This is a genomic window from Acinetobacter sp. TSRC1-2, assembly GCF_049895885.1.
GTDB lineage: Bacteria > Pseudomonadota > Gammaproteobacteria > Pseudomonadales > Moraxellaceae > Acinetobacter.
Window position 1 is genome coordinate 181,589 of sequence record NZ_JAFCTF010000002.1, and the last position, 25,439, is coordinate 207,027.

At 38.7% G+C, this 25,439-nt stretch carries 25 protein-coding genes and 4 pseudogenes; 18 read left to right on the top strand and 11 right to left on the bottom strand.

Annotation, left to right across the window (positions count from 1 at the left end):
- Positions 1–119: 119 nt before the first annotated feature.
- The 5 genes and pseudogenes from ACP69Y_RS03840 (at position 120) to ACP69Y_RS03860 (ending at position 5,784) form a co-directional block, all read left to right on the top strand.
- Positions 120–569, top strand: coding sequence for a pilin (locus tag ACP69Y_RS03840; RefSeq protein WP_425916346.1), 450 nt, complete (start codon positions 120–122; stop codon positions 567–569).
- Positions 569–1,837, top strand: a complete 1,269-nt coding sequence (locus ACP69Y_RS03845; RefSeq protein ID WP_425916348.1) for an O-antigen ligase family protein — start codon at positions 569–571, stop codon at positions 1,835–1,837. Before ACP69Y_RS03840 ends, ACP69Y_RS03845 begins: the two co-directional genes overlap by 1 nt.
- Before the next feature lie 23 nt (positions 1,838–1,860).
- Positions 1,861–2,593: pseudogene (gene tfpZ, locus ACP69Y_RS03850) on the top strand (TfpX/TfpZ family type IV pilin accessory protein).
- A gap of 102 nt (positions 2,594–2,695) precedes the next feature.
- The gene (locus tag ACP69Y_RS03855) at positions 2,696–4,333 is read left to right on the top strand and encodes an O-antigen ligase family protein (RefSeq protein ID WP_425916350.1); all 1,638 of its coding nucleotides are present in this window, start codon (positions 2,696–2,698) and stop codon (positions 4,331–4,333) included.
- A gap of 84 nt (positions 4,334–4,417) precedes the next feature.
- Positions 4,418–5,784: pseudogene (locus tag ACP69Y_RS03860) on the top strand (IS3 family transposase).
- Between the two features lie 57 nt (positions 5,785–5,841).
- Here the strand turns inward: ACP69Y_RS03860 and bfr are convergent.
- A complete protein-coding gene (gene bfr, locus ACP69Y_RS03865; protein WP_425916352.1) occupies positions 5,842–6,306 on the bottom strand; it encodes a heteropolymeric bacterioferritin subunit Bfr in 465 nt (154 codons plus the stop codon).
- A 253-nt stretch (positions 6,307–6,559) separates the two neighbouring features.
- On the opposite strand from bfr, the pseudogene ACP69Y_RS03870 reads away from it, so the two are divergent.
- Positions 6,560–7,629, top strand: a pseudogene (locus tag ACP69Y_RS03870) (RNA-guided endonuclease InsQ/TnpB family protein).
- 151 nt (positions 7,630–7,780) lie between these two features.
- Here ACP69Y_RS03870 and ACP69Y_RS03875 read toward each other — a convergent pair.
- The 5 genes from ACP69Y_RS03875 to gmk all read right to left on the bottom strand — a co-directional run bounded on the left by ACP69Y_RS03875 (position 7,781) and on the right by gmk (position 11,897).
- Positions 7,781–7,975, bottom strand: a complete 195-nt coding sequence (locus tag ACP69Y_RS03875) for a bacterioferritin-associated ferredoxin (RefSeq protein WP_407306984.1) — start codon at positions 7,973–7,975, stop codon at positions 7,781–7,783.
- Between the two features lie 164 nt (positions 7,976–8,139).
- Positions 8,140–8,523, bottom strand: coding sequence for a RidA family protein (locus ACP69Y_RS03880; protein ID WP_425916354.1), 384 nt, complete (start codon positions 8,521–8,523; stop codon positions 8,140–8,142).
- Between the two features lie 68 nt (positions 8,524–8,591).
- A complete protein-coding gene (locus ACP69Y_RS03885; RefSeq protein ID WP_425916356.1) occupies positions 8,592–10,697 on the bottom strand; it encodes a RelA/SpoT family protein in 2,106 nt (701 codons plus the stop codon).
- Between the two features lie 218 nt (positions 10,698–10,915).
- Positions 10,916–11,197 (bottom strand): DNA-directed RNA polymerase subunit omega, encoded by a 282-nt coding sequence (gene rpoZ / locus ACP69Y_RS03890; RefSeq protein WP_131217345.1) that lies wholly within the window; start codon positions 11,195–11,197, stop codon positions 10,916–10,918.
- A gap of 76 nt (positions 11,198–11,273) precedes the next feature.
- A complete protein-coding gene (gene gmk / locus ACP69Y_RS03895; protein WP_425916358.1) occupies positions 11,274–11,897 on the bottom strand; it encodes a guanylate kinase in 624 nt (207 codons plus the stop codon).
- Positions 11,898–12,031: 134 nt separating this feature from the next.
- On the opposite strand from gmk, the gene ispH reads away from it, so the two are divergent.
- The 12 genes and pseudogenes from ispH (at position 12,032) to rplS (ending at position 20,953) form a co-directional block, all read left to right on the top strand.
- Entirely contained in the window at positions 12,032–12,982 is a 951-nt protein-coding gene (gene ispH / locus ACP69Y_RS03900) for a 4-hydroxy-3-methylbut-2-enyl diphosphate reductase (protein ID WP_425916360.1), read from the top strand.
- A gap of 102 nt (positions 12,983–13,084) precedes the next feature.
- Entirely contained in the window at positions 13,085–13,780 is a 696-nt protein-coding gene (locus ACP69Y_RS03905; RefSeq protein ID WP_425916362.1) for an IS1 family transposase, read from the top strand.
- A 180-nt stretch (positions 13,781–13,960) separates the two neighbouring features.
- Positions 13,961–14,419, top strand: coding sequence for a prepilin-type N-terminal cleavage/methylation domain-containing protein (locus ACP69Y_RS03910; protein WP_425916363.1), 459 nt, complete (start codon positions 13,961–13,963; stop codon positions 14,417–14,419).
- Complete coding sequence (locus ACP69Y_RS03915; RefSeq protein ID WP_425916365.1) at positions 14,413–14,886, top strand: pilus assembly FimT family protein; 474 nt, start codon at positions 14,413–14,415, stop codon at positions 14,884–14,886. The genes ACP69Y_RS03910 and ACP69Y_RS03915 overlap by 7 nt, the downstream gene beginning before the upstream one ends.
- Entirely contained in the window at positions 14,861–15,277 is a 417-nt protein-coding gene (locus ACP69Y_RS03920) for a type IV pilus modification PilV family protein (RefSeq protein WP_425916367.1), read from the top strand. Before ACP69Y_RS03915 ends, ACP69Y_RS03920 begins: the two co-directional genes overlap by 26 nt.
- An 11-nt stretch (positions 15,278–15,288) precedes the next feature.
- Entirely contained in the window at positions 15,289–15,993 is a 705-nt protein-coding gene (locus tag ACP69Y_RS03925) for a PilW family protein (RefSeq protein WP_425916368.1), read from the top strand.
- Positions 15,994–16,060: 67 nt separating this feature from the next.
- Positions 16,061–17,482, top strand: coding sequence for a hypothetical protein (locus tag ACP69Y_RS03930; RefSeq protein WP_425916370.1), 1,422 nt, complete (start codon positions 16,061–16,063; stop codon positions 17,480–17,482).
- A gap of 798 nt (positions 17,483–18,280) precedes the next feature.
- Positions 18,281–18,454, top strand: a pseudogene (gene pilV, locus ACP69Y_RS03935) (type IV pilus modification protein PilV); the annotation flags it as partial.
- A gap of 338 nt (positions 18,455–18,792) precedes the next feature.
- Positions 18,793–19,053, top strand: coding sequence for a 30S ribosomal protein S16 (gene rpsP, locus ACP69Y_RS03940; protein ID WP_067868778.1), 261 nt, complete (start codon positions 18,793–18,795; stop codon positions 19,051–19,053).
- A 29-nt stretch (positions 19,054–19,082) separates the two neighbouring features.
- Positions 19,083–19,631, top strand: coding sequence for a ribosome maturation factor RimM (rimM, locus tag ACP69Y_RS03945; RefSeq protein WP_425916372.1), 549 nt, complete (start codon positions 19,083–19,085; stop codon positions 19,629–19,631).
- Positions 19,632–19,688: 57 nt separating this feature from the next.
- Positions 19,689–20,429: a tRNA (guanosine(37)-N1)-methyltransferase TrmD gene (gene trmD / locus ACP69Y_RS03950; protein ID WP_425916374.1), complete on the top strand. Its 741-nt coding sequence runs from the start codon at positions 19,689–19,691 to the stop codon at positions 20,427–20,429.
- A gap of 149 nt (positions 20,430–20,578) precedes the next feature.
- Positions 20,579–20,953: a 50S ribosomal protein L19 gene (gene rplS, locus ACP69Y_RS03955; protein WP_131217323.1), complete on the top strand. Its 375-nt coding sequence runs from the start codon at positions 20,579–20,581 to the stop codon at positions 20,951–20,953.
- A 68-nt stretch (positions 20,954–21,021) separates the two neighbouring features.
- Here rplS and ACP69Y_RS03960 read toward each other — a convergent pair whose 3' ends face one another.
- The 5 genes from ACP69Y_RS03960 to ACP69Y_RS03980 all read right to left on the bottom strand — a co-directional run bounded on the left by ACP69Y_RS03960 (position 21,022) and on the right by ACP69Y_RS03980 (position 25,346).
- On the bottom strand, positions 21,022–21,156 hold the full coding sequence (locus tag ACP69Y_RS03960; protein WP_425916375.1) for a hypothetical protein: 135 nt from the start codon (positions 21,154–21,156) through the stop codon (positions 21,022–21,024).
- A 428-nt stretch (positions 21,157–21,584) separates the two neighbouring features.
- Positions 21,585–21,728 (bottom strand): hypothetical protein, encoded by a 144-nt coding sequence (locus ACP69Y_RS03965; RefSeq protein WP_425916376.1) that lies wholly within the window; start codon positions 21,726–21,728, stop codon positions 21,585–21,587.
- A gap of 346 nt (positions 21,729–22,074) precedes the next feature.
- On the bottom strand, positions 22,075–23,040 hold the full coding sequence (locus ACP69Y_RS03970; protein WP_425916377.1) for an esterase/lipase family protein: 966 nt from the start codon (positions 23,038–23,040) through the stop codon (positions 22,075–22,077).
- 201 nt (positions 23,041–23,241) lie between these two features.
- A complete protein-coding gene (locus ACP69Y_RS03975) occupies positions 23,242–24,225 on the bottom strand; it encodes an esterase/lipase family protein (RefSeq protein ID WP_425916380.1) in 984 nt (327 codons plus the stop codon).
- Positions 24,226–24,317: 92 nt separating this feature from the next.
- A complete protein-coding gene (locus tag ACP69Y_RS03980; protein WP_425916382.1) occupies positions 24,318–25,346 on the bottom strand; it encodes a lipase secretion chaperone in 1,029 nt (342 codons plus the stop codon).
- Positions 25,347–25,439 lie beyond the last annotated feature (93 nt).

The window sequence follows — 25,439 nt, forward strand, 5'->3', positions numbered from 1 at the left end:
CTGTTTTTTCTGTGAATTTTATTATAATCAAATTTGGCACAGTTAGTGCTAACTATAAATTAAGCTAAATTAGCTTTACAAAGCTTATAAATAAACAAAAAACATTTGTGGAGAATGTTATGAATGCTCAAAAAGGTTTTACCTTAATTGAATTAATGATCGTTGTAGCGATTATCGGTATTTTGGCTGCTATCGCGATTCCTGCCTATCAAGACTACACCGTTCGTGCACGTGTTTCTGAAGGTATTACAACCGCTTCTGCCATGAAAGCTACTGTATCAGAAAATATTTTAAATGCAGGAGATCTTGTAACAGGTACACCTAGTACGGCTGGTTCTGCTTGCGTTGGCGTTACTGAGATTTCTGGCAGCACAGGTAATGTAGCTTCTGCAACTTGTGGAGCTAGTAAGCCAGGACAAATCATTGTAACAATGGGTGCTACAACAGCAAAATCTGTTCCTGTATATTTGACACCGACATATAGTGCTTCTGCAGTTAATTGGTCTTGTTCGACTACAGCAGGCATGGAAAAATATGTACCTTCAGAGTGTCGTAAAGTTGGAACCTAATGCCTAGCTTTAGTAAGCATTTAAAAAATAAAGAGCTTTTTATAGCTCTTTATTTTTTATCATTTATTTTGGGTCTTTCAATGCATATAAGTTCAAATTTTTATAATGAATCACGAGTTCTTGAGACTTTTCTTTTATTAAGCTTAGTCTTTAACAAAAATTCACACCTAAAAAAAATTGAATATATTTTTATTATTTTTATTATTTTTCACTTCTTTTTTCTAAGAAATAGTCAATTTATTATTTTTGAAATATTGCTATATTGCCTTCTTTATAAAGCATTTTTGATTATTAATTATAATGAGTTGTTAGCAAAATTTATTATTTGGATTAGTTTCTCAATTTTTTTCATGTTGCCAATAGAGATTGTAAAATATATACATAATAGTATGTACGCCAATTGGTACCCAACACCTTGGAATATTAGAGTTTATAATAGCTATTTCTTTGTATTATCTATTTTTGCAGTTTGGTTTTACTTAAAACAAGAAAAATTTAAAAATCTCTATTTAACTTTTTTATTTTTGGCATTTTTATCTATTCTTTTAGATGGTGGTCGTTCAGCAACTTTGGCATATAGTATTTTTATTACATGCGTATGTATTTTTAACCGCACTGTAAGATTTAAAATATTATTCACTTATGTCGCTACATGGCTCGCATATTTTTCTATTTTATTTTTTTCAAGTCATTCTGCTTCTAGTGTAAGGTCAATTGTTAGAGAGTCAACGAGTGGACGCTATGAGCTTTGGGTAAATGCATTTCAGTGCTGGTCACAAAACCCAATCTTTGGATGCGGATTTTATCAATTAGATCAGTACTCAGGTGTGATTTCAGCACATCCACACAATTTATTTATTCAAGTTTTAACTGAAACAGGACTACTGGGTTTTAGTTTTCTTATTTTAGTCATTTGGAGTATTTTAAAAAGAATAAAATGGAATCTTAAAGAAAATTATTTTGTAATTTCTGCGCTTGTGACAGTAAGTATCGACTTATCTTTTTCAGGTATACATATTTACCCCATTACACAAGTTGCACTTTTGTGGTTATTCGTCTTTTTGCTTAAAAATCCTGAATTTCAGCATGCGGCTTCTTTTAACCTATTAACACATGAAACTTCAAGAGTTTCTCAAGTTTTTGAGCTTATAGTCTATATTTTAATTACTTTAGCTTTTATTTATTTGTTCTTTCATACATCTGCTTTATCAGAAAGTTTACCATCAACACCGCCCCGATTTTGGGAGTATGGTTATCAACTATTTTAAAATAGCAGTGCAGTGAGGCTTGAATGCCCAAACGCTTAAAATTTTTTCTCAGCCATTTATTGCTTTCATTTTTAGTCGCTTTATTAGTGATTGGACTAGTCTTTCTTATTTGGTATCCATCTCCACTCGCTACAGCCGTTGGTGTGATCCATATCTTTTTAATGCTGTTGGCTATAAATGTCATTATTGGGCCAGTATTAAGCTTATTGGTTTATAAAGAAGTCAAAAAAACCCTTAAAGTTAATTTAACTGTAATTATAGTGATTCAAATTGTAGCGCTATGCTACGGTACCTATAGTATGGAACAAGGTCGTCCAGCATGGTTAGTGTATGATGTTGACCGTTTCGAATTGGTTCGATAAAATGAAATCATGTGGAATAATATTACAAAAGCGTTCCCCAAATATCAACTACCTTCATGGTTAAAACCGCAATATGTGGCAGTAGAGTTTTCCAAAAATACTTACCAGCGTAATGATGATATGTTTGCAGAAGTTTTGGGTAGTATTTTTCTTACCCAACGTCCAGAACATTAGGTTGATTTTGATCAAGCAAAAAGACACATGCAGTAACGTGCACAAAAAATCGAATTATTACAGCAGTACAATAACAAAAACAATATAGAAAAAATCTTAACAAAATATCCAGAGGCAACAGCTTTTTCTACCCATGAAAGCAAATGCTGTGGATATGACTATTTTAATAGATCAAAAAGCGAATGTTGTTAAAATCGTAGATTTACGTCCATGGCATTAAGCTTATGACAAAAGCACCTATTTAAGCCCAAATAAAAAGCAGATTACCTTTTAATCTGCTTTTTTATTATCATATGCCCATTCTATTTTCACTGATTTATTCATGAAATTTTTCTTATTGCTGTTGGCTGCTGTTTTTATATCTCTTGGCTGGCTCCTCCCTATCCATTACCGCCCTTGGGTCACTTACACAGGCGAGCTTTTTACCTTTTTATCTCTTTTTGCCTTAGCTGCAATGTATTTAAAAGATAAAACTAAACTGCCTGTATTAAGTTTGCCTTTATTGCTTTTAGCAATTATTCCGCTAATTCAATGCTTAGGTGGGGAATTATTCTTTTTTGATAAAGCCTTGACCAGTACGCTATTTGTCTTTGGGTTCTGGTTGAGTATCGTCATTGGTTATAACTTGTCGGTAGAAAAGTTAGATCGAGAAAGTATATTCACTGGTTTTAGTATAGTTTTACTCTTATGTGGAACATTGACCGGAATTATTGCTATTTGCCAGTGGTTAACACTGGATGCTTATATTCCCGGTATGGTGAATATGCAAAATGCGGTTCGTCCCTATGCAAATTTTGCTCAACCCAATAATATGGCGACCTTCTTGGTTATGTCATTACTAGGCTGTCTGTATTTATATGAAAAACAGAAATTAAAAATCTGGATAACCTGTCTGTGTTCTTTAATTATGTTATTGGCTTTGGCATTAAGTCAGTCTAGAACTTCATGGGTAGCGTGTTGCTGTATTTTGATTTATGGAGCTTATCAACAATATAAAGGTTTTATCCGCTTAAAATGGTATTACGCTTTAGCTTGGTTTGGATTGTTCATTGGCTTCATTTTAATATTGCCTGCTGTTACTCAGTTAATTGGACAAATCAGCGATGCAAATATTGCACAAACTAAAGATGTAATTGCGCGTGCAACCGGGGATATGTCACGACTAGCCATTTGGGAGCAGATGCTGCATGCGATTGCAGATCGCCCATGGTTTGGCTATGGCTGGAATCAGACCAGTGTCGCTTATACACTGGTCAGTGATCACTTCCAAGGGCCTGTGTGGATTCGTAGCGCACATAATTTTATTCTTGATTTTGTGCTCTGGAATGGTCTGTTGATTGGGTTGCCATTTTTAGCCTATTTGGGCTATTGGGGCTATCAACTCAACAAGCATGTCAATTCAGTTGAATCCGTGATTGGTATTTTAATGATTGGTGCTGTGCTGATTCACTCAATGCTGGAATTCCCGCAGTATTATGCTTATTTCTTATTACCGGTCGGTTTTATTATTGGTCTGGTTCAGTCTCAGCAAGCCAATATTAAAACCATTACACTTTCACCCAACTATATGCGCGTGAGTTATGCGATTTCTTTAATATTGCTGATTTTAATTGTCAGGGATTATTCAGTTATGGTGCCCAAACTGAATCAATCCATGCGTTATGAGCAAACGCCTGAGAAAATTACCAATCAAGATCAAATTTATTTATTAGAAGAGTTTAACCGACGTATTGCATGGATTCGCATGAATCCCTATACCAAGCTAAATGCGCAACAGTTGGAGGATATTAAAGAAATAGTGCTGAACTATCCGACTAAATACGACCTGATCAAGTATGCCAAAGTTTTGGCTTTCAATGGCTATGAGCAAGAAGCCAAACATCAACTGTGGTTGTTGAAAACCTTACGCAAAGTTGATTTGGATTATGCGTCATTGGCTCAACCTACTATTGAAAAATAAGATTCTAAAAACTAAAAAGCCGGTTCAATTTTGATCTGCACCCCGAAAGTTGGATACTTCGTCTAATTTGGAGGGTGCTTTTCTATGGCTAAATATTCGAAAGAATTCAAACTTAAAGTTGTTCAATATTACTTATCAGGTTTTGGATTAAAGACAACAGGTCATAAATTTAATATAAATCCTAGTAGTGTTGATGAATGGGTGAAATCTTATAATCAACATGGTGAGTCAGGCCTGGATACTTTGAGAACGAAACCAGTTTTCTCGATCGAGTTCAAATATAAAGTAGTAAAAATAGCCTTAGATGAACGTTTATCTATTAGAGAAACAGCCCAGCGGTTTAATATTAAAGAGAAGGAAACAGTTCGTAGGTGGTTATTCCTTTATCAGAAAGATGGTATAGATGGCCTGAAACCCAAGCCCAAAGGACCACTCAAAGGTATGTCAACACCCAAGTTAATTAAGAGTAAATATGCTCAAGAAGATCGTGATAAAACACAGGACCAGTTGCTTGAGGAGCTGGCATATCTACGTGCGGAGAATGCCTATTTAAAAAAGCGGAGAGCCTTGATTCAGAAGCAGAAAGAACAGGAAAAAGTCGAACTGCAACGATTGCAAGATTTGTGTCTGAATTAAGGCAAATCTATCCGCTAAGATACTTGATACGTGCATCTAAAATGGCTCGAAGCACGTATTTTTATCATGAAAAGCAATCCAGGCTTGACGATAAATACAGTGACCTCAAGCATCAAATAAAGGTGATATATCATAAGCATAAGGGGCGGTATGGGTATCGCAGGATCCCCTTGCACTCAGGAACTTAGGGCTAACTATAAATCACAAGTGCGTCCAAAGGCTTATGCAGTCCATGCAGCTTAAATCACGCATCAGGGCTGTGAAATATCGTTCATATAAGGGACAGGTTGGTAAAATTGCAGACAATATATTGCAACGCCAATTTGAGGCAGATAAACCTAATCAAAAATGGGTTACAGATGTGACCGAATTTAAGGTGGGTAGTGAAAAGCTCTATCTATCACCCATCATGGATTTGTTTAATGGTGAAATTATTGCCTTTCAAACACAGCGCAGACCGATGTTCGGATTGGTTAAAGATATGCTGAAAGAAGCTGTAAACAAGCTAAAAGCCTATTGTCCACTCAGATCAGGGGTGGCAGTACCAGATGGCGCATTACCAAAGACAATTATCGGAGAAAGGATTAATCCAAAGTATGTCACGTAAAGGGAACTGCCTAGATAATGCATCTATGGAGAGTTTCTTTGGAATACTCAAATCAGAATGTTTCTACGGTGAAGAATTTAAAACGGTTGATGATTTGGAGCAAACCGTGAAAGAATATATTCACTATTACAACCATGAACGAATCAAGGTTAAATTAAAAGGGCTGAGTCCTGTAGAGTACAGAAATCAGTCCTTAAAAGCTGCTTAATCAAACCGTCTAACTTTCTGGGGTCAGATCATTTTGAACCGGCTTTTTTATAGAGAATTAAATTTGGCTTTGAATGTAGTTTTCGATGCCGACTTTCTCAACCAAGTCGAGCTGCGTCGTGGTCCAATCCCAGTATTCTTCTTCTTTTTCTAGAATTTCTTGTACAAGGTCACGCGTCACATAATCCAGTTCCTGTTCAGCCAAGCCAACTGTTTTTTGTAGGACTTCAATATTTTCTTTAACTTTACGCACATCACAATTCAAAACTTCAACCGTATGTTGACCAATGTACAACTTTCCTAAATGTTGAAGATTAGGTAAACCTTCCAAGAATAAAATGCGTTCGATAATTTTATCCGCATGTTTCATTTGGCGAATGGATTCTTTATATTCTGCAGAACCGAGTTGCTCGACTCCCCAATCATTAAACATACGTGAATGCAGGAAATATTGGTTAATTGCAGTTAAGTGGTGAAAGAGCACCTGATTTAACTGATTAATCACATCGCGATTGCCTTTCATTGTAAGTACTCCATTAACAATTTCTGCCTTCACAAAGGATCAGGCAATCAAAAAATTATTATTTCAATTTTCTTAAACAACTATCTTAAACAACTCGCAAAACAATGGCGAGTAATTTATTAAGTTGAGTGTAAAGCTTTGCTGTTCTTCAGAGTAGTAGTATAAGAGACTGATCTAAGTCATACGACATGAAATGTCGTCTAAATTGGAATATATCTAAAATAATAAAAAGCTTAATGTTAAATTATAATGTATGAAAACACTTAAACTTCGCATTAAAGATAAACATTGCAAGATGCTAAATCAATTAGCCTCTGAAGTTAATTTTGTCTGGAATTTTGTAAATGATTTGTGTTTTAAGCATTTGCAAAGGAAACAGCAGTTTTTTAGTGCCTACGATGTCGCAAAATATACAAAGGGTGCATCTAAAGAATGTCATTTGCATAGCCAAACGATTCAAGCTGTCACTGAAGAATTAATTACTTGTAGAAAGCAATTCAAGAAAGCAAAATTAAAATGGCGCGTCACTAATAAGAAATCAGCTAGACGTTCTTTAGGATGGATTCCCTTCAAAAAGGTTGCTGTGAAATATGCAGATGGTTATGTGCAATATGGTAAGCATCAATTTAAACTGTGGGATAGCTATGGACTATCGAAATACAATGTTAAAACAGGTTCATTCGTTGAAGATAGTCGTGGACGTTGGTATGTGTGTTTGGTTGTCGATAATGCGCCACAAATTAAAAGCAAAGGCAAAACATCAATCGGCGTCGACTTGGGTTTAAAAGATCTTGCAACATGCTCCGATGGTATAAAACTCAAAGCTCCTAAAATTTATCGCCAATATGAACAGAAGCTTGGCGCTGCTCAACGTGCCAAAAATAAAAAGCGTATACGTGCAATTCATGCCAAGATTAAAAATATTCGTCAAAATATGTTACATAAGTTTAGTCATGAGCTTGTGAGCAAACATGCAGCAATCTTTATTGGCAATGTAAATGCCAAAGCATTTGCACAGACTAAATTATCAAAATCTGTGTTAGATGCGAGTTGGTCCACACTGCGAACCATGCTTAAGTATAAATGCGAGAACGCAGGAGTATGGTATGCAGAAGTCAATGAAGCCTATACCACCCAAACTTGTTCGTGTTGTGGCTCACGCTGCAGTAGCCCGAAAGGTAGGAGACAGGACTTGGAATAAGAGAATGGCAGTGCATGGAGTGCGGTACACTCCATGATCGGGATATAAACTCGGCTCTAAACATTCTTGCGCTTGGACATGAGCGTCTCGCAGGAGGAATCACCCTTCCGTTAGATCGGTGAAGATGTCAATGAACGGCAAATGAAAATCGGAATCAAAAACGGTTAAAGGTAAACTTGGAATAACAGGATAAGAAAACCCGCTTAGAGTCATAAGCGGGGGAGGAAGAATGATCTTTCGATCACTAAACTTTTATGATTATGTTTATAGCATTTAAGCAGCAATAGATATACGAGCAGCGATTTCTGAAAGTTCATCGCTAATGATGGCGCGAGCTTCTGGGGCGCAGCGACCACAGCAAGTACCCAGATCAAGTAAGTCGCGAATTTCACGAAAGCTTTCAGCGCCATTTGCTACAGCATCTTTAATATCTTGATCAGTAATACCACGACATAAACAAACGTACATTTTCAACTCGCCACAAGAGTTAAATAGGATAAGTGATATTATTGATAATTATTATCGTTTGTCAATGAAATTCATTTAAAATATCATTCTTATTTATTGAGATTTTGAATAAAAAAATACCACCTGATTGGTGGTATTTTAGACAAGTATTTAAATATCTGATTTTATTTACTAATAATGACCACACCATCCATCTCGACAAGCGCATCTTTAGGTAGGCTTGCAACACCTAATGCAGCACGTGCAGGGTAGGGTTGTGCGAAGTATTCACCCATAATCTGGTTCACCAGCTGGAAATGGGAAAGATCAGTCAGGAAAATGTTTAACTTGGCGATATCCGCCAGAGAGCCACCTGCTGCTTCACAGACTGCTTTTAAATTATCAAATACACGACGAATCTGAGCTTCAATACCTTCAACCAATTCCATACTGTAAGGATCTAAGCCAATTTGACCTGAAAGATACAGTGTATTTTCAACTAAAATTGCCTGAGAATATGTACCAATTGCTGCGGGTGCATTTTCCGTATGGATTACTTGGCGGGACATTGATTTCTCCTTATATCATCTTCATACATCATAGCGTATATCAGTTAAAAAAGTTGCATATGTTTGAATTAACTTACTTTAGATACTTCTGTAATGTTGACAGGCTGAGCTAAACGGCTAATGCGCGGAAAACCAAAATGCATGCGTAAATCACGAATAATCTGCGCAATCTGATTGCGGTTATGCACCACAATATTGACGTAGGTTTTTCCTTCATGGTTATGAACCATTTCTACACCGGTTTTTTCTTTACGGCATTGGTAGATAAGGTCGGAAATTTGTTCATCATTCATCGCCATATCAATGCTTAAATAAGCGGTAAAGCTAATATCATCGGCATCTTCAGAAGCCCACTGCAAAGGCATGATATTTTCTGGATGTTGGTGTTGTTCGTGTAGAAGGTTGTGACAGCGTGCCCGATGGACGATTAGTCCACGACGTGATAAATGTCCCTGAATAGGATCACCAAGAACAGGGTTGCAACAATGGGCATATTTGACATCGACACCGTCAGTGCCTTGAATCAGGCGGGTTGATGACTGAGTCTCTATGCTTTGATCTTGTGCAAACAGATGATTGGCAACCAATTGCGGAAGCAAATCTCCTACGGCAACTTGTTCAAATAACTGCGCTTTAGATTCGATGTGTCGCCATTGCAAAATATCGATCCAATCGGCTTCGGTTAAATCTTTTACTGAGCGATTAAACAGTTTTAATGCACGATTCAGGGCTTGCTGACCGACCAGTTGCTGCTCTTCAATATCTTGATCACGCAAAATATTTTGTAAAGCGCGACGTGCTTTTTGGGTGTTAATAAAACTGAGCCAATCTGGATTGGGTGTTGCAAGAACATCGGTAATAATCTCAACCACTTGCCCACTGACCAGTGGAGTCGAAAGAGGCTTGGTTTCACCATTTACTTTTGCACCCACAGCATGGTTGCCTAAAAATAGACTGGCTGAATAAGCAAAATCGACTGCTGTTGCGCCTTGAGGAAGTTCATGTAACTGACCATGAGGGGTATAAACCCAAATTTTTTCTTGATGTAAATAATCTAACAAGTCGCTAAATGTCGTCTTTGCACATTCACCATCAATCAGTACATTCAGGTTTTGCATAGAGGCTTGAATGGCTGATCTACAGGCTTGTGGCGCATTCTCACCCAGAACTACACCAAAACGGGCTGCCTTTCGCATGAGCTCGGTTTGAAGCGTAAGAGATAGCGTGGTTTTTTCACCTTTTAAACGCATCATCAAGGATTGGTTGCCACCCGGTAAGGGACGGCGAATATGATCCTCATAACGTAAAATCTGAAAATTTTCACGTAAAATTTCAGCTAACCGGTCGCAGTCGGCAATGCTTTGTAAAATAATTTCAAATGCATGGCTGTGGGTGAGTTCTTGTAAGTTAATGTCATTTTTAACAAAGTGACGCAATAACTCAATATTGTTATTTTTCTTTTTAATCCGACCACTAATTTGATGGGTCTTTAAGAGCTCAGTGAGATTGTTTTCCCACAGACTTTGATATTCACAGCGTTTAGGCTTGGTTTGTAACAGGGCTTCTTGTACATTATCAAACATATCGAGATCGAGATTTTGATAGCACAAATGTTCCAGGTTATCGGCCATCTCATTCATACCGACAATACGGGCCATGGGAACAAAAATATCAAAGGTTTCTTGAGCAATACGTCGACGTTTATCGGGCCGTAACGACTCCAAGGTGGTCATATTGTGATAGCGATCTGCCAGTTTAATAATAATCACACGTGGGTCTTGTAGGGTTGCTTGCAGAATTTTACGGAAGGAGGCTGCTTTATTATATTCTTTATCACTGGAATGACTGAGTTTAGTCACCCCGTCGACCAGCTCTGCAACTGTATGTCCAAACTTTTCGCTAATATCGTCTTTATTAAAGTCGGTATCTTCAATCACATCATGTAAAAGCGCAGCCATCAGGGTTTCTGCGTCCAGACGCATATGCGCAAGAATGCTACTGACTGCAATCGGGTGCAGGATATACGGTTCACCACTTTTACGGGTAATGCCGTCATGGGCGATATCTGCATAATCACAGGCCAAAAGCACACGCTCGACATCGCTTGCATTCAAGTAAGCGTCGATAATGATTTTCAGTTGTTGTCTGGCTTGGCTGACCTGTGGGCCTGGCATATAACACCTTTCTACTTCAGTTTTACAGTTTAAATTGCTAGACCTTTAATGAAAAACATATGGCATGATTTGTCAATTTTTTCATTCAAAAAAAATCAAAAAGATACATCCTTAATAACGTACCTTAATACCTATGTTATAACGGTTATTGAGCAAATATAAAAGTTTTCCAATAAAAAAAGCCTAGTTTTTAACTAGGCTTTTTAAAGATTTTTTTCTTATTGGAAAGAAAAACCATCTAAATTCAAGTTATTTGCAGAAAGTGCAAGATCTAGACTAGACGTTTGATAGTCTTGATCACGTTGTTTCAAAATATCTTTAGATACATGACCCGCTGCAATTTCACGTAAAGACACAACAGTTGGTTTGTCGTTATCCCACTCTACAGTTGGTTCGATCCCTTGACGTGCCAATTGACGCGCGCGTTTGCTTGCCACTAGTACAAGCTCAAAGCGGTTGTCCACATGGTCTAAACAATCTTCAACGGTTACGCGTGCCATAAGAATTCTCGTTTGAATATTAAATTTGAACAGACTGAGCAGTATAAAAGGCTTTGCCTGTAGACTCAAGTTTTAATCACAATTCAACAGGAGTAATTAATTTTTCAATCAATTCTTGATGACGGACCGCTTGTTGAGATAAAACCAAACGATTGGCAATAATGACAGACTCTAAGTCATGCAGGGCTTTATTAAAGTCATCATTAATAATCACATAGTCAAAGTTTGTGTATTGCTGCATATCTTCTACTGCACAATCTAAACGCTGTTCAATCACTTCAACAGAGTCGGTGCCACGATTTGAAAGACGTTGACGCAAATCAAATTGGCTCGGTGGCAAAATGAAAATTTGTTTAGATTCGGGGAAAAGCTTGCGAACTTGCTGCGCACCCTGCCAGTCAATCTCAAGTAAAACGTCATGACCTTTAGCCAGTTGTTGTTTTACTGTGGCTTGAGCTGTGCCGTAATAATTACCAAACACTTCTGCATACTCAATAAAACCGCCTTGCCCAACTAAAGCAAGAAAATCTTGTTTTTGCGAAAAATGATAATGCACACCTTCGAGTTCACCAGGACGTTGACCACGAGTTGTGTGAGAGACAGAAACATGTAAATTATTCACACGCTCAAGTAGGGCTTTAACGAGAGATGTTTTGCCTGTTCCAGATGCAGCAGAAACGACAAACAAGAGACCCGACATGATATTTTTCCTGATATGATAAAATATCTTCTCTATTTTAGAGCAGACAGCCAGTAAACTAAATAGCTGTTCGTAGGTTGTTTGCATTTATTTTAAATTATTCAGTCCAAATTCAAGTGAACATTGAGGGTCTTATGGAAATTGTATTGGCCAATCCACGTGGTTTTTGTGCAGGTGTCGACCGAGCAATTGCGATCGTTAATCGGGCACTTGAATGTTTTAATCCCCCCATTTATGTGCGCCATGAAGTGGTACACAACAAATTCGTGGTCGATGATTTACGTCAGCGTGGGGCAATTTTTGTCGATGAGCTGGATGAGGTCCCTGACGATAATATCGTGATTTTTAGTGCACATGGCGTCTCTAAAGCAGTACAAACCGAGGCTGAACGTCGCGGCTTAAAAGTCTTTGATGCAACTTGTCCATTGGTGACCAAAGTACATATTGAAGTGACCAAATATGCCCGTGAAGGTACGGAAGCGATTTTAATTGGTCATGAAGGTCACCCAGAAGTTGAAGGCACCATGGGGCAATACGATAAAAAAAATGGTGGGGAAATTTATTTGGTTGAAGATGAAGCAGATGTTGCTGCATTAACCGTTAAAGATCCAGACAAAGTGGCTTTTGTAACGCAAACCACCTTGTCCATTGATGATACAGCCAAAGTGATTGATGCTTTACGGACTAAATTTCCACATATTCAAGGGCCACGTAAAGATGATATTTGCTATGCCACGCAAAACCGCCAAGATGCGGTGCGTGACTTGGCCATGCAATGTGATGTAGTTTTAGTGGTCGGTTCGCCAAACTCATCAAATTCAAATCGCTTACGTGAACTTGCGGAGCGAATGGGTAAGCAAGCGTATTTGGTTGATAATGCCGACCAACTAGATCAGACATGGTTTAATGATGATACTAAGATTGGGGTCACTGCTGGTGCATCTGCCCCAGAAATTTTAATCAAACAAGTCATACAGCGTTTACAAGATTGGGGTGCCCAAGAACCAGAAGAACTTGCAGGACGTGAAGAAAATATTACCTTTAGTTTGCCGAAAGAGTTACGTATCTCTGTAATTCAGGCATAACTGTTAAAGAGGTAGCATTCTCTTTAAATTCTGGTGGTGTTCTAAAAAGTATGCTCATCTTAAAAGGAGGCAACGAGACACAATTCGGTTATATTTAAATGTGTGAAAATCGAAATAGAACTTCATTGTCCTCGTTGCCAGAGTACAAGTATAAAGAAGAATGGCATTAAACGCGATGGTAAGCAAAACTACCGTTGTAAAGCGTGTGGTAGACAGTTTATTGGCGATCATAATTTGACTTATTTAGGCTGTCATTCAAAAGCAGTAAAACTGATCTTAATTATGCTTGTCCGTTGTTGTGGGATTCGGGATATTTTCAAAATCACTCGTTTCAGTATTGGCAAGATACTTAAAACTTTAACACAGTCGAACTATGAAATTATTCCAAAGAAAAATCATTATAAGTGTTTGGAAATTGATGAGTTTTGGACATTCGTTGGTGATAAAAAGAGTAAGTATTGGTTGCAATATGTCTATGATAGAAGTAGTGGAGAAATTGTCGCTTTCGTATGGGGTGGAAGAGATGCTGTTACAGCACAAAAGCTAAAAATGCGTATGGAAGAACTGAATATTACTTATGATTGTATGGCGAGTGACCATTGGGAAAGCTTCATCAAAATCTTTAAGCCAAATCACCAAGGCAAATATCATACAGTTGGAATAGAGGATAACAATTGCCGATTAAGACATCGAATAAAGAGAGCAGTAAGAAGAACCTGCTGTTTTTCGAAGAAAGTTTTGAATCATATAAAAGCTTTTAATCTGGGTTTCTTTTACATTAATCATGGTTTTGTATAGTGGTGTTAAAATGAGCAGCATACATTTTGAAACACCACCTAAATTCTTAATTTGACAGGTAATTGTATTTTGGCAATTATCTGTTTTTTTATGCCTTTTATCCTTTATGTGTTTAGTTTGTAATTAAGTTGGGTATTATTTTTAATAGGGTAAAGTTTTATTACTTGTTTGGGAGGAAATATGCAGCAAATAAAAAGAAGTCAAGGTTTTACCTTAATTGAGCTCATGGTTGTGGTTGCAATTGTGGCGATTTTGGCTGCAATTGCACTGCCTGCTTATGGACAATATATCAAAAAAGCAAGAGCGAACAGTGCAGGTTCTGATTTAGCGACGTTAAGTTTGATGATGGGACATATCTACCAAAAATCATTAACTTATCCAGCGTCTTCAGCAACTAATACAACTGCAACACAAACTTATATTTCAACGAATACAGGTATTAGTTGGACACCTGCAGAAGCTGCTAATTTTGTGTATAAGATTTCTTCTCCAGCCGCTATTGGAGATACTGCAGGGACAACCTATAAACTGACCGCAACAGGTCAAAATCAGAATAATGGTTGTGAGTTAACACTGACCGATAAGAATGTGAGAACAATTTCAGGTGGTGCTGCCTGTGGTGGATTAACGTCATGGTAGCGGCATCTAAAGGGGTAACCCTCATTGAGCTGATGATTGTGATTGCCATTATTGGGGTTTCAGCTGCTGCACTGATTCCGCTTGGAACCTCGTGGGTCGCCAAAACGCAGGTGGATAAAACCCAAAAACTACTGGTTGAGGCTTATAGCAAAGCTGTTACAGAAGCGATAAAAAACCCCAATGGTATACGGCAAACCGATACTGACTCCATGGTCGCAAAACTCACAGTTGCTAATGGTAGTGGGGGGGCGGAAGGTGTCATTAATGTTAAAGCATCAGATGACAGCACCGTATTATGGAGTGCAAAATATCCTGCTGCGGTTTCTATTGCGTTAAATGCATCTAGTTCTACATGTACAGCACTTGAATTAAATAACAATGCTGCACGCATAAGCACGACATGTACTGGTGGATATACCATTTCTCGCTCGGGAGTTTCTAATGTTACAGTTACAGCGCAGTTCTAAATATCAGCATCAGGCGGGTATTACCATGATCGAAGTGCTGATCACTTTATTGCTCATGACGATTATTGGTTTGGGTGGTGCGTATATTGCTGCACATACTGCTGTTGTTCAAAGAAATGGCAATATTCAGCTTCAGACCATTAACAAAATGCGCCAGATTGCGGTGAAGGCAGATGCTTCAAGCTGTGTGAATACGAGCAGTATTACAATCAATGGCACAAGTGTTACTACGCCATGTACGTTGACCTCAACCACCTATACAGTAAATAGTTATCAGGCAAGCAGCCCAACAAGCATATACCAATCGCAAAGCGTTACTGTTAATTCACCTGCCATACAGGTGAGTAGTTCTGATACGTTTGTTCCTGTTAAATCAGTAATTTCTCCCTGAAGGTGCTTAAAATGGACAGTACATTAAAAAAACAGCAGGGCATGTCACTTATTGAGATTATGATTGCGCTGACCATTTCTTTAGTTATTATTCTAGCAATACTAAGAGCTTATGTGTCTTTAGGTTATGTTTCTGCTGAAACGACACGAGGGGCCAGCATTGATGCCAACATTACCACAGGTTTGATCGTTGCTGACCGTATTTTGCAGGGTGTTGGTTATAACATTGCTGCACCTACAGATTCTTATGGGAGTGCTAGTGATAAGCTAATTCAAGCCTACGACACCGCAGGTACAGCAACGGCTTTAAATACTGATGCTGCTGCAATTGTATGGAAATTATCAAGTGGTAATTGCCAAGCACTAAAATCTGAAGGTAAGAGTTTAATTTATTATCTTGGTACAGGTGGTGCAGGATATAGCTGTACGACGTTAGCACTTCCTTCAACAACCACACCTCCACCTTCACAAACGCTGATTTCCACTGCCCCTAATATGCCGAGCACTGTGAATTCAGATGTAGGAAAAATATCGCTGAAAGTTACTAAATTAACAGGTACTAATATATGTACGCCTTTTAGTGTGACTAACACGACTGCAACGGCATCTGGCGGTAAGTATTATGTAGAAGTAAAAGCCAATATTTATGCCACCAGTACCAGTTCTACGTTATCTACTCTAAGCAATTCAACCTGTTTATTTAATGTGACTACCTAAGGGAGCGTTTAATATGTGTAATCATCAAGTTTTTCGAACTATGCATCTTCCTGTGAGTAGTAGACAAATGCATAAACAGGCTGGATTTGTTTCTATTTTGTTTATTTTATTGATTGGTCTTGCCTTAACCGTTTTGGTTGTGGGTATGGTCACGTCTGTACGGAGTTTGCAGGATAGTTCACTTACGACCCATGCGCAAACGCAGGCGCAGATTAAGTCGGCGATTGGTTATCAAGCTTTAACTGGTTTGTTAAAACCGTTGTCCGCTACGCAGATTGCTCAAATCGATAGTGGTGAAATCAAGGACAATGGCTCCACACCAGCAGCGACGATCGCAACGTATAAGGTAGTGACTACAGGTTGCCCTACCAGTACAAGCAGTCAAAGTTATTTTTGTTATGATATTACCGCTAAAAGCGGCGGTGCTTCCTCAGTTGTTCGGGCAATTTATACAGATATAACGACAGGAGGTGGGGCTTTTAATGGTTCAATGTTTGCAGGTGGATTAAGAAAGGATGGTAGCGCTACCCTAGGTGGGGATCAAACTATTGCTGTAAAAAATGATAAGGTGGTAGATAATAATAATAATGCTATAGCTATAGCAGATTTGGGTGGCTTATCCCTTGGTACTTTCGATCCTAATGTTACTTTTTTAAAGGCTGAGGATGTACGCGATCATGCTAATTATATCTTTTACAAGAATAATACATGCGCTAGAAACAATCTTGCTAATGTAAGTTATGTTGAAGGTGGGGTAACGAAATATAAAGATATTACTTCACAAGAATCCGTAACTTGCAGTGATATCAGTAGTGGTATTTCGGGCAATACTGGCAATTGGAGTATTAGTGGTAATCAAACCCTGCCTGTAGGAGTATTGTGGTTCGAAGGTAATGTTGATATCACCTTATCCAATACCAAAAATTTTGTTAATACGCTCATTGCGACAGGTAACATACAAACATATATTTCGAATGCAAATACTGAGATTAAGGTTCAGGGCACACCTAACGATTATTTTTCTTATGCTCCTAATCATTATTACTTATTAAATCCAAATAGTAATAAGTTACAAAGAGTCTGTGGTTTAAGTACATTATCTCCACCAGTATCATTGGTACCAAGACCAACACAATACTGTAATGCAGATGGAACTCTAAAGGATATGAATACATCACCTGCAAATATTGCCAATATTTTATTTTTAAGTAATGGGCATTTAGGTCTAGATAGTATTCCAGGAGGTAAGAGCAAGGTGAATTACTATGGAAATATGCTGAGTGGTTCTTTAGCTGGGGGTACAGGGAATGCTTCAGGTGATTTTAGAGGTTCAGGTATTGTTAATGTTTATGGTAATCTTGTAGTTACAAGCGCTGTACAAACATCACTACTAGGTAATCTTAATCTACAGCTAAAAAGCGGGCAAAATGGGGGAAATACTGTGCCCAGTAAAAAAGTAATGATTTTATCTGGTTTGCGTTATATGTGAGATTTTATGAGGGTAGAGCCTTATAAAAAGGTTGTTAGAGATGGGTTTGCTGAATAAGCAAACCCATTTTTTTATTGGTTCTAAATGGTTTTGTTGCGCAAACCTGTTGGTAAGGGTCTATTCAATAATATCATTCACAGGTGAATAAGCCCGCAGCTAAAATCTACTGCAACATCAATTGGTCTTCTTATAAGCAGGCTGTGATTAATCGAGGAAATCTCTCGATTTGATTTGCCCCCTAATACTCAATGGTAGCTGAATTAAAAGGTAATAAGGCTGAAATCAAGCCTACTCAGATATAGCTATCTAGAGCTTTTTAATGATGAAAATCTTATTTTGTTTAACTTTATAAACCGCCATAAGATTTGTTCAAGTTCTCATTTTTATTTGCGGATTAGCTTGTAAAGCATTAGATTACTTCGCAATTTGCAGACGGTAAAAATATGTAATAAAGCCTATAATTAATAAAATTCTCTAAACTATTAAACATTTAACTAAAACAAGAAGTATTGAAAAAATCAAAACATGATTATTCATCGGTAGTGAAATGAATATTGAAACTTCTTTCTCTTACTCCATATATGGCTCAGGGGAAAGGTTGGGAGGGAATAATTTTTCTAATTTTAAATTAAAAGAATATAAATAACTGAAAAATATAATAAATTTAAATTTTTAATTAAATATTGTTCAAAAAAATGACTTATAAAACAAACTTAATATGCATAAAAAAACAATTCCAAAAGTTGTTAGAAGGAACTCGCACATGAAAATAAAACGAAATCAAAAAGGTGGGGGCTTATTGAAATATTGGTGGCTTTACTGATATTGGCCGTGGGGATTTTGGGTTTTGTGGCCTTGCAATATCGGGCGGTGGAAGCAACTTCAGAAGCAATAAACCGGGTACAGGTGATTAATATTGCACGAGATATGGCGGAGCGTATTCGTGCCAATCGGGGTGGGTTGGCGGCCTTCCTCTAGATACCTGCACCAAATGGTAAGTTGCAAACTTTTGTTATTGGAATGACTTGAATCTTAGTTTCAGGTTGTTCCAATACAATCAATTACATCATAACTATTAACGCTCTAAATAGCTGTTTCAATAACCATCCTCAGTCTTACTGCTCCGTAAATACACTTAAATTGGTAAATAAATCTCTTCGCAGATATTAGATTTAAAACCGTGGACAACTTAAAATTTGATCTTTCTTTCGAAGTAAATATGACGTAAAATATTGCCCTCTATGAAAGGGGTTTGAAATGCTGCCGATGGTCGGCACAGGGATAATCCGTAAAAACTATAAGGTTGTATCATGGTCGTAATTCGTCTAGCACGCGGTGGTGCTAAAAAACGTCCGTTCTATCAAGTTATTGTAACTGATAGCCGCAATGCGCGTGACGGTCGTTTCATCGAACGTATTGGTTTCTTTAACCCTACAGCTCAAGGTCAAGCAGAAAAACTTCGTTTAGATGCTGATCGTTTTGCTCATTGGGTTGCTCAAGGCGCTCAACCGTCTGAACGTGTTGCTTCTTTAGCTGCTCAAGCTAAGAAAGCTGCTGCAGCTACTGCATAATTTATTGCGAATTAAGTAGTAGGTAACCCATGACACCAACACAGAATGTTCCCGAAGATCGTATTCAGATTGGACAGCTACGTTCAGCATATGGATTAAATGGGTGGCTCTGGGTCTATTCCAATACAGAACCCATGAGCAACATCTTTGACTATCTTCCTTGGTACATTGAGACCAAAGCAGGTTGGCAAACAGTAGATGTAAAACGCTGGAAACCGCATGGTAAAGGCTTGGTCGTCAGCTTAAAAGGTGTGAGTGATCGCACGGCAGCGGATGGCTTGGTTGGCACAAATGTCTGGATTTCAAAATCGCAACTTCCGAAAGCAGGAATGGATGAGTTTTACTGGACAGATTTGAAAGGCTTAACAGTGTTAGGTTTGGATGATACTGAACAAGAAGTAAATCTCGGTAAAATCCATGAATTGTTTGAGACCGGTGCTAACGATGTGATGGTGGTTCACGCAACACCAGACAGCGTTGATGCTGAAGAGCGTATGATTCCATGGCATAAAGATGTGGTGCAGCGCGTTGATCTTGAAGCTGGTCGTATCTACGTAAATTGGGGCGTAGATTACTAAATATTTAAAAGCTTGTCCTTTAAGGATGAACGCAGCAGGAAAGTAGAGGAGTCTGCGATGTTTTTTGCAGTCATTACGCTTTTTCCTGAAATGTTTGAAGCGATTACAGCCTACGGTATTAGCGGGCGTGCAGCAAAGCGTGAAATAGTACAAGTCACTTGTATTAATCCACGTGATTTTGCAACGGGCAACTATAAACGAGTGGATGAACGTCCATTTGGCGGTGGTCCGGGCATGGTGATGATGGCTGAGCCTTTGGCTCAAGCAATCCAACATGCCAAAAATCTTGCAGCGCAAGCGGGATGTGTTCAAGCGCCTGTGGTGTATATGTCTCCACAAGGCAAAACTTTAAACGAACCTGCGGTACAGCAATTTGTCGAATATGACGGGCTGATTGTACTCTGCGGACGTTATGAAGGGGTCGATGAGCGTTTGATCCAGCACTATGTTGATCAGGAATGGTCGATTGGTGATTACGTTTTATCTGGCGGCGAACTACCTGCGATGGTTTTGTTGGACAGTATTATTCGGAGACTTCCGGGTTCCATGTCTGATGAGCAATCACACGTTCAAGATTCTTTTGTGGATGGTCTTTTAGACTGCCCGCAATATACCAAGCCAGACCAGTTTGAAGGTTTGGATGTGCCTGAGGTGTTAAAGTCTGGGCATCATGCAAACATTGAAAAATGGCGGTTTTTGCAGCGTTATCAACGAACCCTCGATCGCAGGCCTGAGCTTGTTGAGAAAGTTGAGTTGACCAAGCAGCAAAAAAAATGGCTAAAAGATTCGAATATTTAAAGTTAAATTTAAGTATTTTTAAACAGGCTCTTTATCGACCGAAGTGAAGACTGAGGTGGTAAAGGGAAAGATAAACGGGTCGATATGTGCTTTAGCCTCTGTCCCCAGCGGTAACAGACCTCTTCTGTCCGCACATTGGAGATTCCCACATGAGTGGTAAACATCCTTTAGTTCAAGTTATTGAAAATGCTCAATTAAAAACTGATATCCCAGCTTTTGCACCAGGTGATACAGTTATTGTATCTGTAAAAGTAAAAGAGGGTGATCGCGAACGTCTTCAGGCTTTTGAAGGCGTTGTAATCGCAATCAAAAACCGTGGTTTAAACTCTGCGTTCACAGTACGTAAAATTTCTAGCGGTGTTGGTGTTGAGCGTGTATTCCAAACTCACTCTCCAATCGTTGCTAAAATCGAAGTTAAACGTCGTGGTGACGTTCGTCGTGCTAAACTTTACTACCTACGCGAATTGTCTGGTAAAGCTGCACGTATTCGTGAAAAATTACCAGCTCGTAAAGTTAAAGCTTAATTTTAAGTTTTATCTCGAGTTAAAAAATGCGCCTTTTGGCGCATTTTTCATGCCTGAGTTTTTTAGTTTTATAAACCTTGCAGTTTTAAACGATTGGCATGCTGACGGTAAATTGCCACAGGACCTTGAGCGAACATGCCATATATCCGAAAGAAATGGTTAATTTCATCAAAGTGATTGTGTTTATAATCTTGACGAATCACTTGGTCATAGCGACCACTACACAGTCAGACAAGGCCATCATGGTCTTTGCTTTTTAAAAGTGGTTCCTAGCGCGACAATTGAGGTATCGATCACATCTAAAAGATGGGTGATTTACCGATTGCCCATTCAGGAATAATGATACATGCCATCAATAGCCAGCTTTTAACCCTGACTCTTGCAACCTTTGCTAATGGCTGCTAAACCATATATCGCATTAGATTCATTAATTTCTGTTGTACTTAAGGATTGCATTTAAGCTTCATAATCGACTGTGAGTTTAGGATTCAACTGGATTAGCGAGATTCGTCTACTGAATAAGCCAAAAATCACTTCTGCAATCGGATCGAAAAATTTATTTTCTACAATCACATCTGCCAGTGTCGTATTTTTTTATTGGTCCTGAGACTGCTGTCATGGAGACAACTTTTTAGGGTGTGATGGCTTCACTATATTGAATGGTTGGACTGCCTTGACCATGAGCAAGTAGATTCAGTTCCTTAGCACGGGTAATCGCTAAAACTTCATAGACTTGGATTAAAAGCGGTTCACTACAAAACTCATTGGAAGTCACGGTTGAAAGTTCAGCAGTAAAAACCTTTGTCCCATCTCAATCTAAATCCTCTGGAATTTGATATTAATAATCTAAACCAATGCTAGTCTAGACCAATCCGGTTAAAACCCAACCCAAACCCATGCACAAAGACCAGGGAATAACAGATCTAGGCATAATTCGATAGAGTAAATCTGGCGTTATATTATAAGACTGGCATCTGATTGGAATAGGCCAGTTGCAGTGTCTTCATACTACATAGGGTCAAAGCGAGAAATAACTTATACATACGTACTTTTCAGAATCGAATTATTTTTTAAATGATAAAAAAAGGGATTTACACGACCACGCATAAATCCCTCATTTTTTATAACCCTTGTAATTTTAGGCGGTTCACATGTTGACGATAGACATCCACAGGATCGGGTGCAAAGAGTGCTTTTAGACCGAGCACCTGATTCACTTCATCTAAATGATTCCAGTTGTAATTATCACGAATGGTTTTACCGAATTTCGCGCTACAGCGTGACACCAAACCATCATTTTCCTTGCCGCCATCAATCAATAAACTGGTGACTTTTAAGGCTGAATCAGGATCTAAAATATTGGTCACGTCACCAATACCGGTGAATGAATAGTTATAGATACCGTTTTCCAGTGCTTTGCCTTCGGCGCAGGCTTTTGTTGGCAGGCCGAGTGGAAATTGGCTGTTAAATTTGGCTGAACCTGCAAGGGTAAGGCTTTTACCACCGGCCAATGCATCATGTGGGAAGCTTTTGGGATTGAGTCCTTGTGCCCAAGTTATGGCTTTAGAGAAAAAGTTTACTAAAGCTACTAAAGGACCTTCGATACCTGTACCTTCAATTTTCAGAATTAAATCGGCAACTGGTGAGCCGGCATTCGGCGCGCCGACACCAGTTAACGATGCCACCAATTTCGGCGCAACACCGGCCACATAGCGAATGGTTGGTCCGCCATGCGAGTGGCCAATCAGATTGACTTTACTGGCACCGGTAATGGCGGTAATTTCTTGAACCTGCTGTAAAAGCTGCTCACCACGAATTTCTGATGAGTTAAATGGAGAGACACGTGTTGCCCAAACATTGGCACCATTACGTGCTAAGTCGGGAAGGATTTGATAAAAATAATCCAGTCCAAAGTCATTCGTACCGAAGGTAATAAAACCTGACATACCATGTGAAAAGACTACAGGGTATTTGGTTTTAGCATAGCTTGAGCTTGCGTTGCTCGTGACTTGGGTGGCGTTACCTGCTTGTATTTGGCTAAAAGCACTGAGCGACATTAAGCCTGCAATGAAGAATCCGTATTTCATATTAAGTACTCAAAATATTGTTGTTTTAAACCCGTTGTTACATCTGACCATGTGAGTTATCAAATTTAATTATTGAATAGAAAAGACCTGATTTTTAAATTTAATAGACCCATGTAATATAGAGTTGTAACAAGGTGTGGATATGAAAATGCCCATAAAAAATAGTGTTTTTATGAGCATGAATGGATGGTAACTGCAGGTTTATAAACCTTGAAGCTTTAAGCGGTTGGCATGTTGTCTAAACAGGGCAACTGGATCAGGTGCAAATATTCCTTTTAAGCCAAACAGCATGTTGGCAAGGTCAGTATGATTGAGGTTGTAATCATCACGAATGACTTGACCGATATGGGAACTACACCGGGCGACCATGCCGTCATTGTCTTTGTTGCCATAAGATAATGGCCCCAGTTGCATCAGAATGGTATCAATGTCCAAAAGGTTGGTGGTTTGGGCTGTACCGCCCCAAGAATAATAATAGATACCCTTATCCACTTTAGCACCGCTCTTGTTATAGTCGGAAGCTAAAGCTGTAGTCGGGAAGCGTTTATTGAATTTTGCCGATTCTACTTCGGTCAATGACTTCATCGAAGCATCAAAGTCAACCGGGATTTCAGGATTGGCTTGAGCCCAGGTCAGGAGTGGTCCAATCATATATTGTCCCACAATATTAAACACGGTACGGCTGGCTTGATTACTCTGAATATCATCGGCGACTTTAGAACCACGGTATGTTCCGCCCACGCCTGTCACCGATGCGACATAGCCGGCTTTCACTGCTGCTACATATTGTACGGTTGGACCACCATGACTGTGACCAATCAGGTTTACTTTGTTCTTACCGGTAATGGCGAGTACTTCTTCTACTTGAGTGATCAGTTGTTCACCACGGAACTGAGTGGTATTGGCCGGTGATAGCTGTGCGGCAAAAACAGTCGAACCATTGCGCGCCATATCGGGCAAAATTTGATACCAATAATCAATATTGAAACTATCATTGCCAATACGTGACCAACCCAACCAGCCATGCGTCATCACAATGGGATATTTGGTTTTTGCATAGTCAGATTTGACCGTTTCTTTGATTTGCAAAACTCCTTTTGCTGCTTGTATTTCAGCGGTAAAACCTGTTGTCAGAGTCGTTATCACCGCAAGCATGAGCGCTTTTTTGTTTTTTAAAGTTTTCATCAACTTTTCCTTATCCTTAAATACTTTTGTTTTTATTCATATAAGTACATCAATCAGATGATCAATCTAGTCACCTGATGGCTACATTGCGATTACTCGCTATATGGTAATTTTCCTCCCTGATCATGAACTGATTCAAACGTTTCCACCCGGAGTTGTTCTTCGGGTTTACTAAAATGCTGCATCCGTAATTGTTGCACGGCTTTCTGTTTGGCATCATCGTTTAAGCCGCTTTTGATAATGTTGTCGCGTTCTTTCAGATAGCCATCGACCTTGTTTTTCCAGTCACTACGTTGTCCATCTAAGCTTTCTAAACGCTGTGTGGCTTCAGGGCCGACCAAATTCATCCGCATCTGGTGAATTTCTTCTGCAGAACCACCACGTGCTTTAATGGCTGCAGTAAGTTTACGCAAGTCTTCGAGTTTATTGAGCTGCTCTAAGTTTTCTTTCCAGTCTTCGGGCAATTGATTGAACAAATCTTTTAATTTTTGGGCCTTTTGCGCTTCGCTTAGATTTTTATCATCCATGACGGTCATGCGACTTAATGTGTATTCATGATAAGTATCTTCTGTGCCGAATAAGCCTTCAATTTCGTAATCAGAAAAAAGTTGTTTACGCAGATTTTTCATATTGGCAAAGATGCTTTGATAATATTTGGGATCTTCTTTATCTATATTCGGTGCTGGCAGATCACCCAGTTTTTCGCGGTAATCGATATAGCGATTCCATAAATCTAGAATTTGTGCGAGGGCAGGCGCTTTATAAGCTTGTTGGATATAAGTCTTGAAATCATTTTTAATCTGCTTGAGATCTTTTTCCCCATATTGGGTAATGAAATATTCAAAACAGTTCCTGGTTTGCTCATTCACAATTAAACGATTGGCGCCATCGAGGCGTAACTGACAGTTCACTTCAGTGTCTTGTTGGCTTTTACTCATAAAAGCCCCACCTTGAACCAAGTTTGCGGGTGTGGTTGACGTTAAGCCATTAGCTTGAGGGTCGAGGGTTGGTACTGTACGTATTTTTTCTGCAATAGATTGCGAGGGCGCTAACCAAAATAATAATGCGCCGATACTTACAATAATAAGAGCCAAAATAATCCATAACTTATATCTCTGCATTTCCTATGCAACCTTTTTGCCTGTTTTGTTTTTATAAGTCTAAAAATAGAATTTAAATTTGCCATTAAAGACCTAAAACTAACGTAGAAAAGT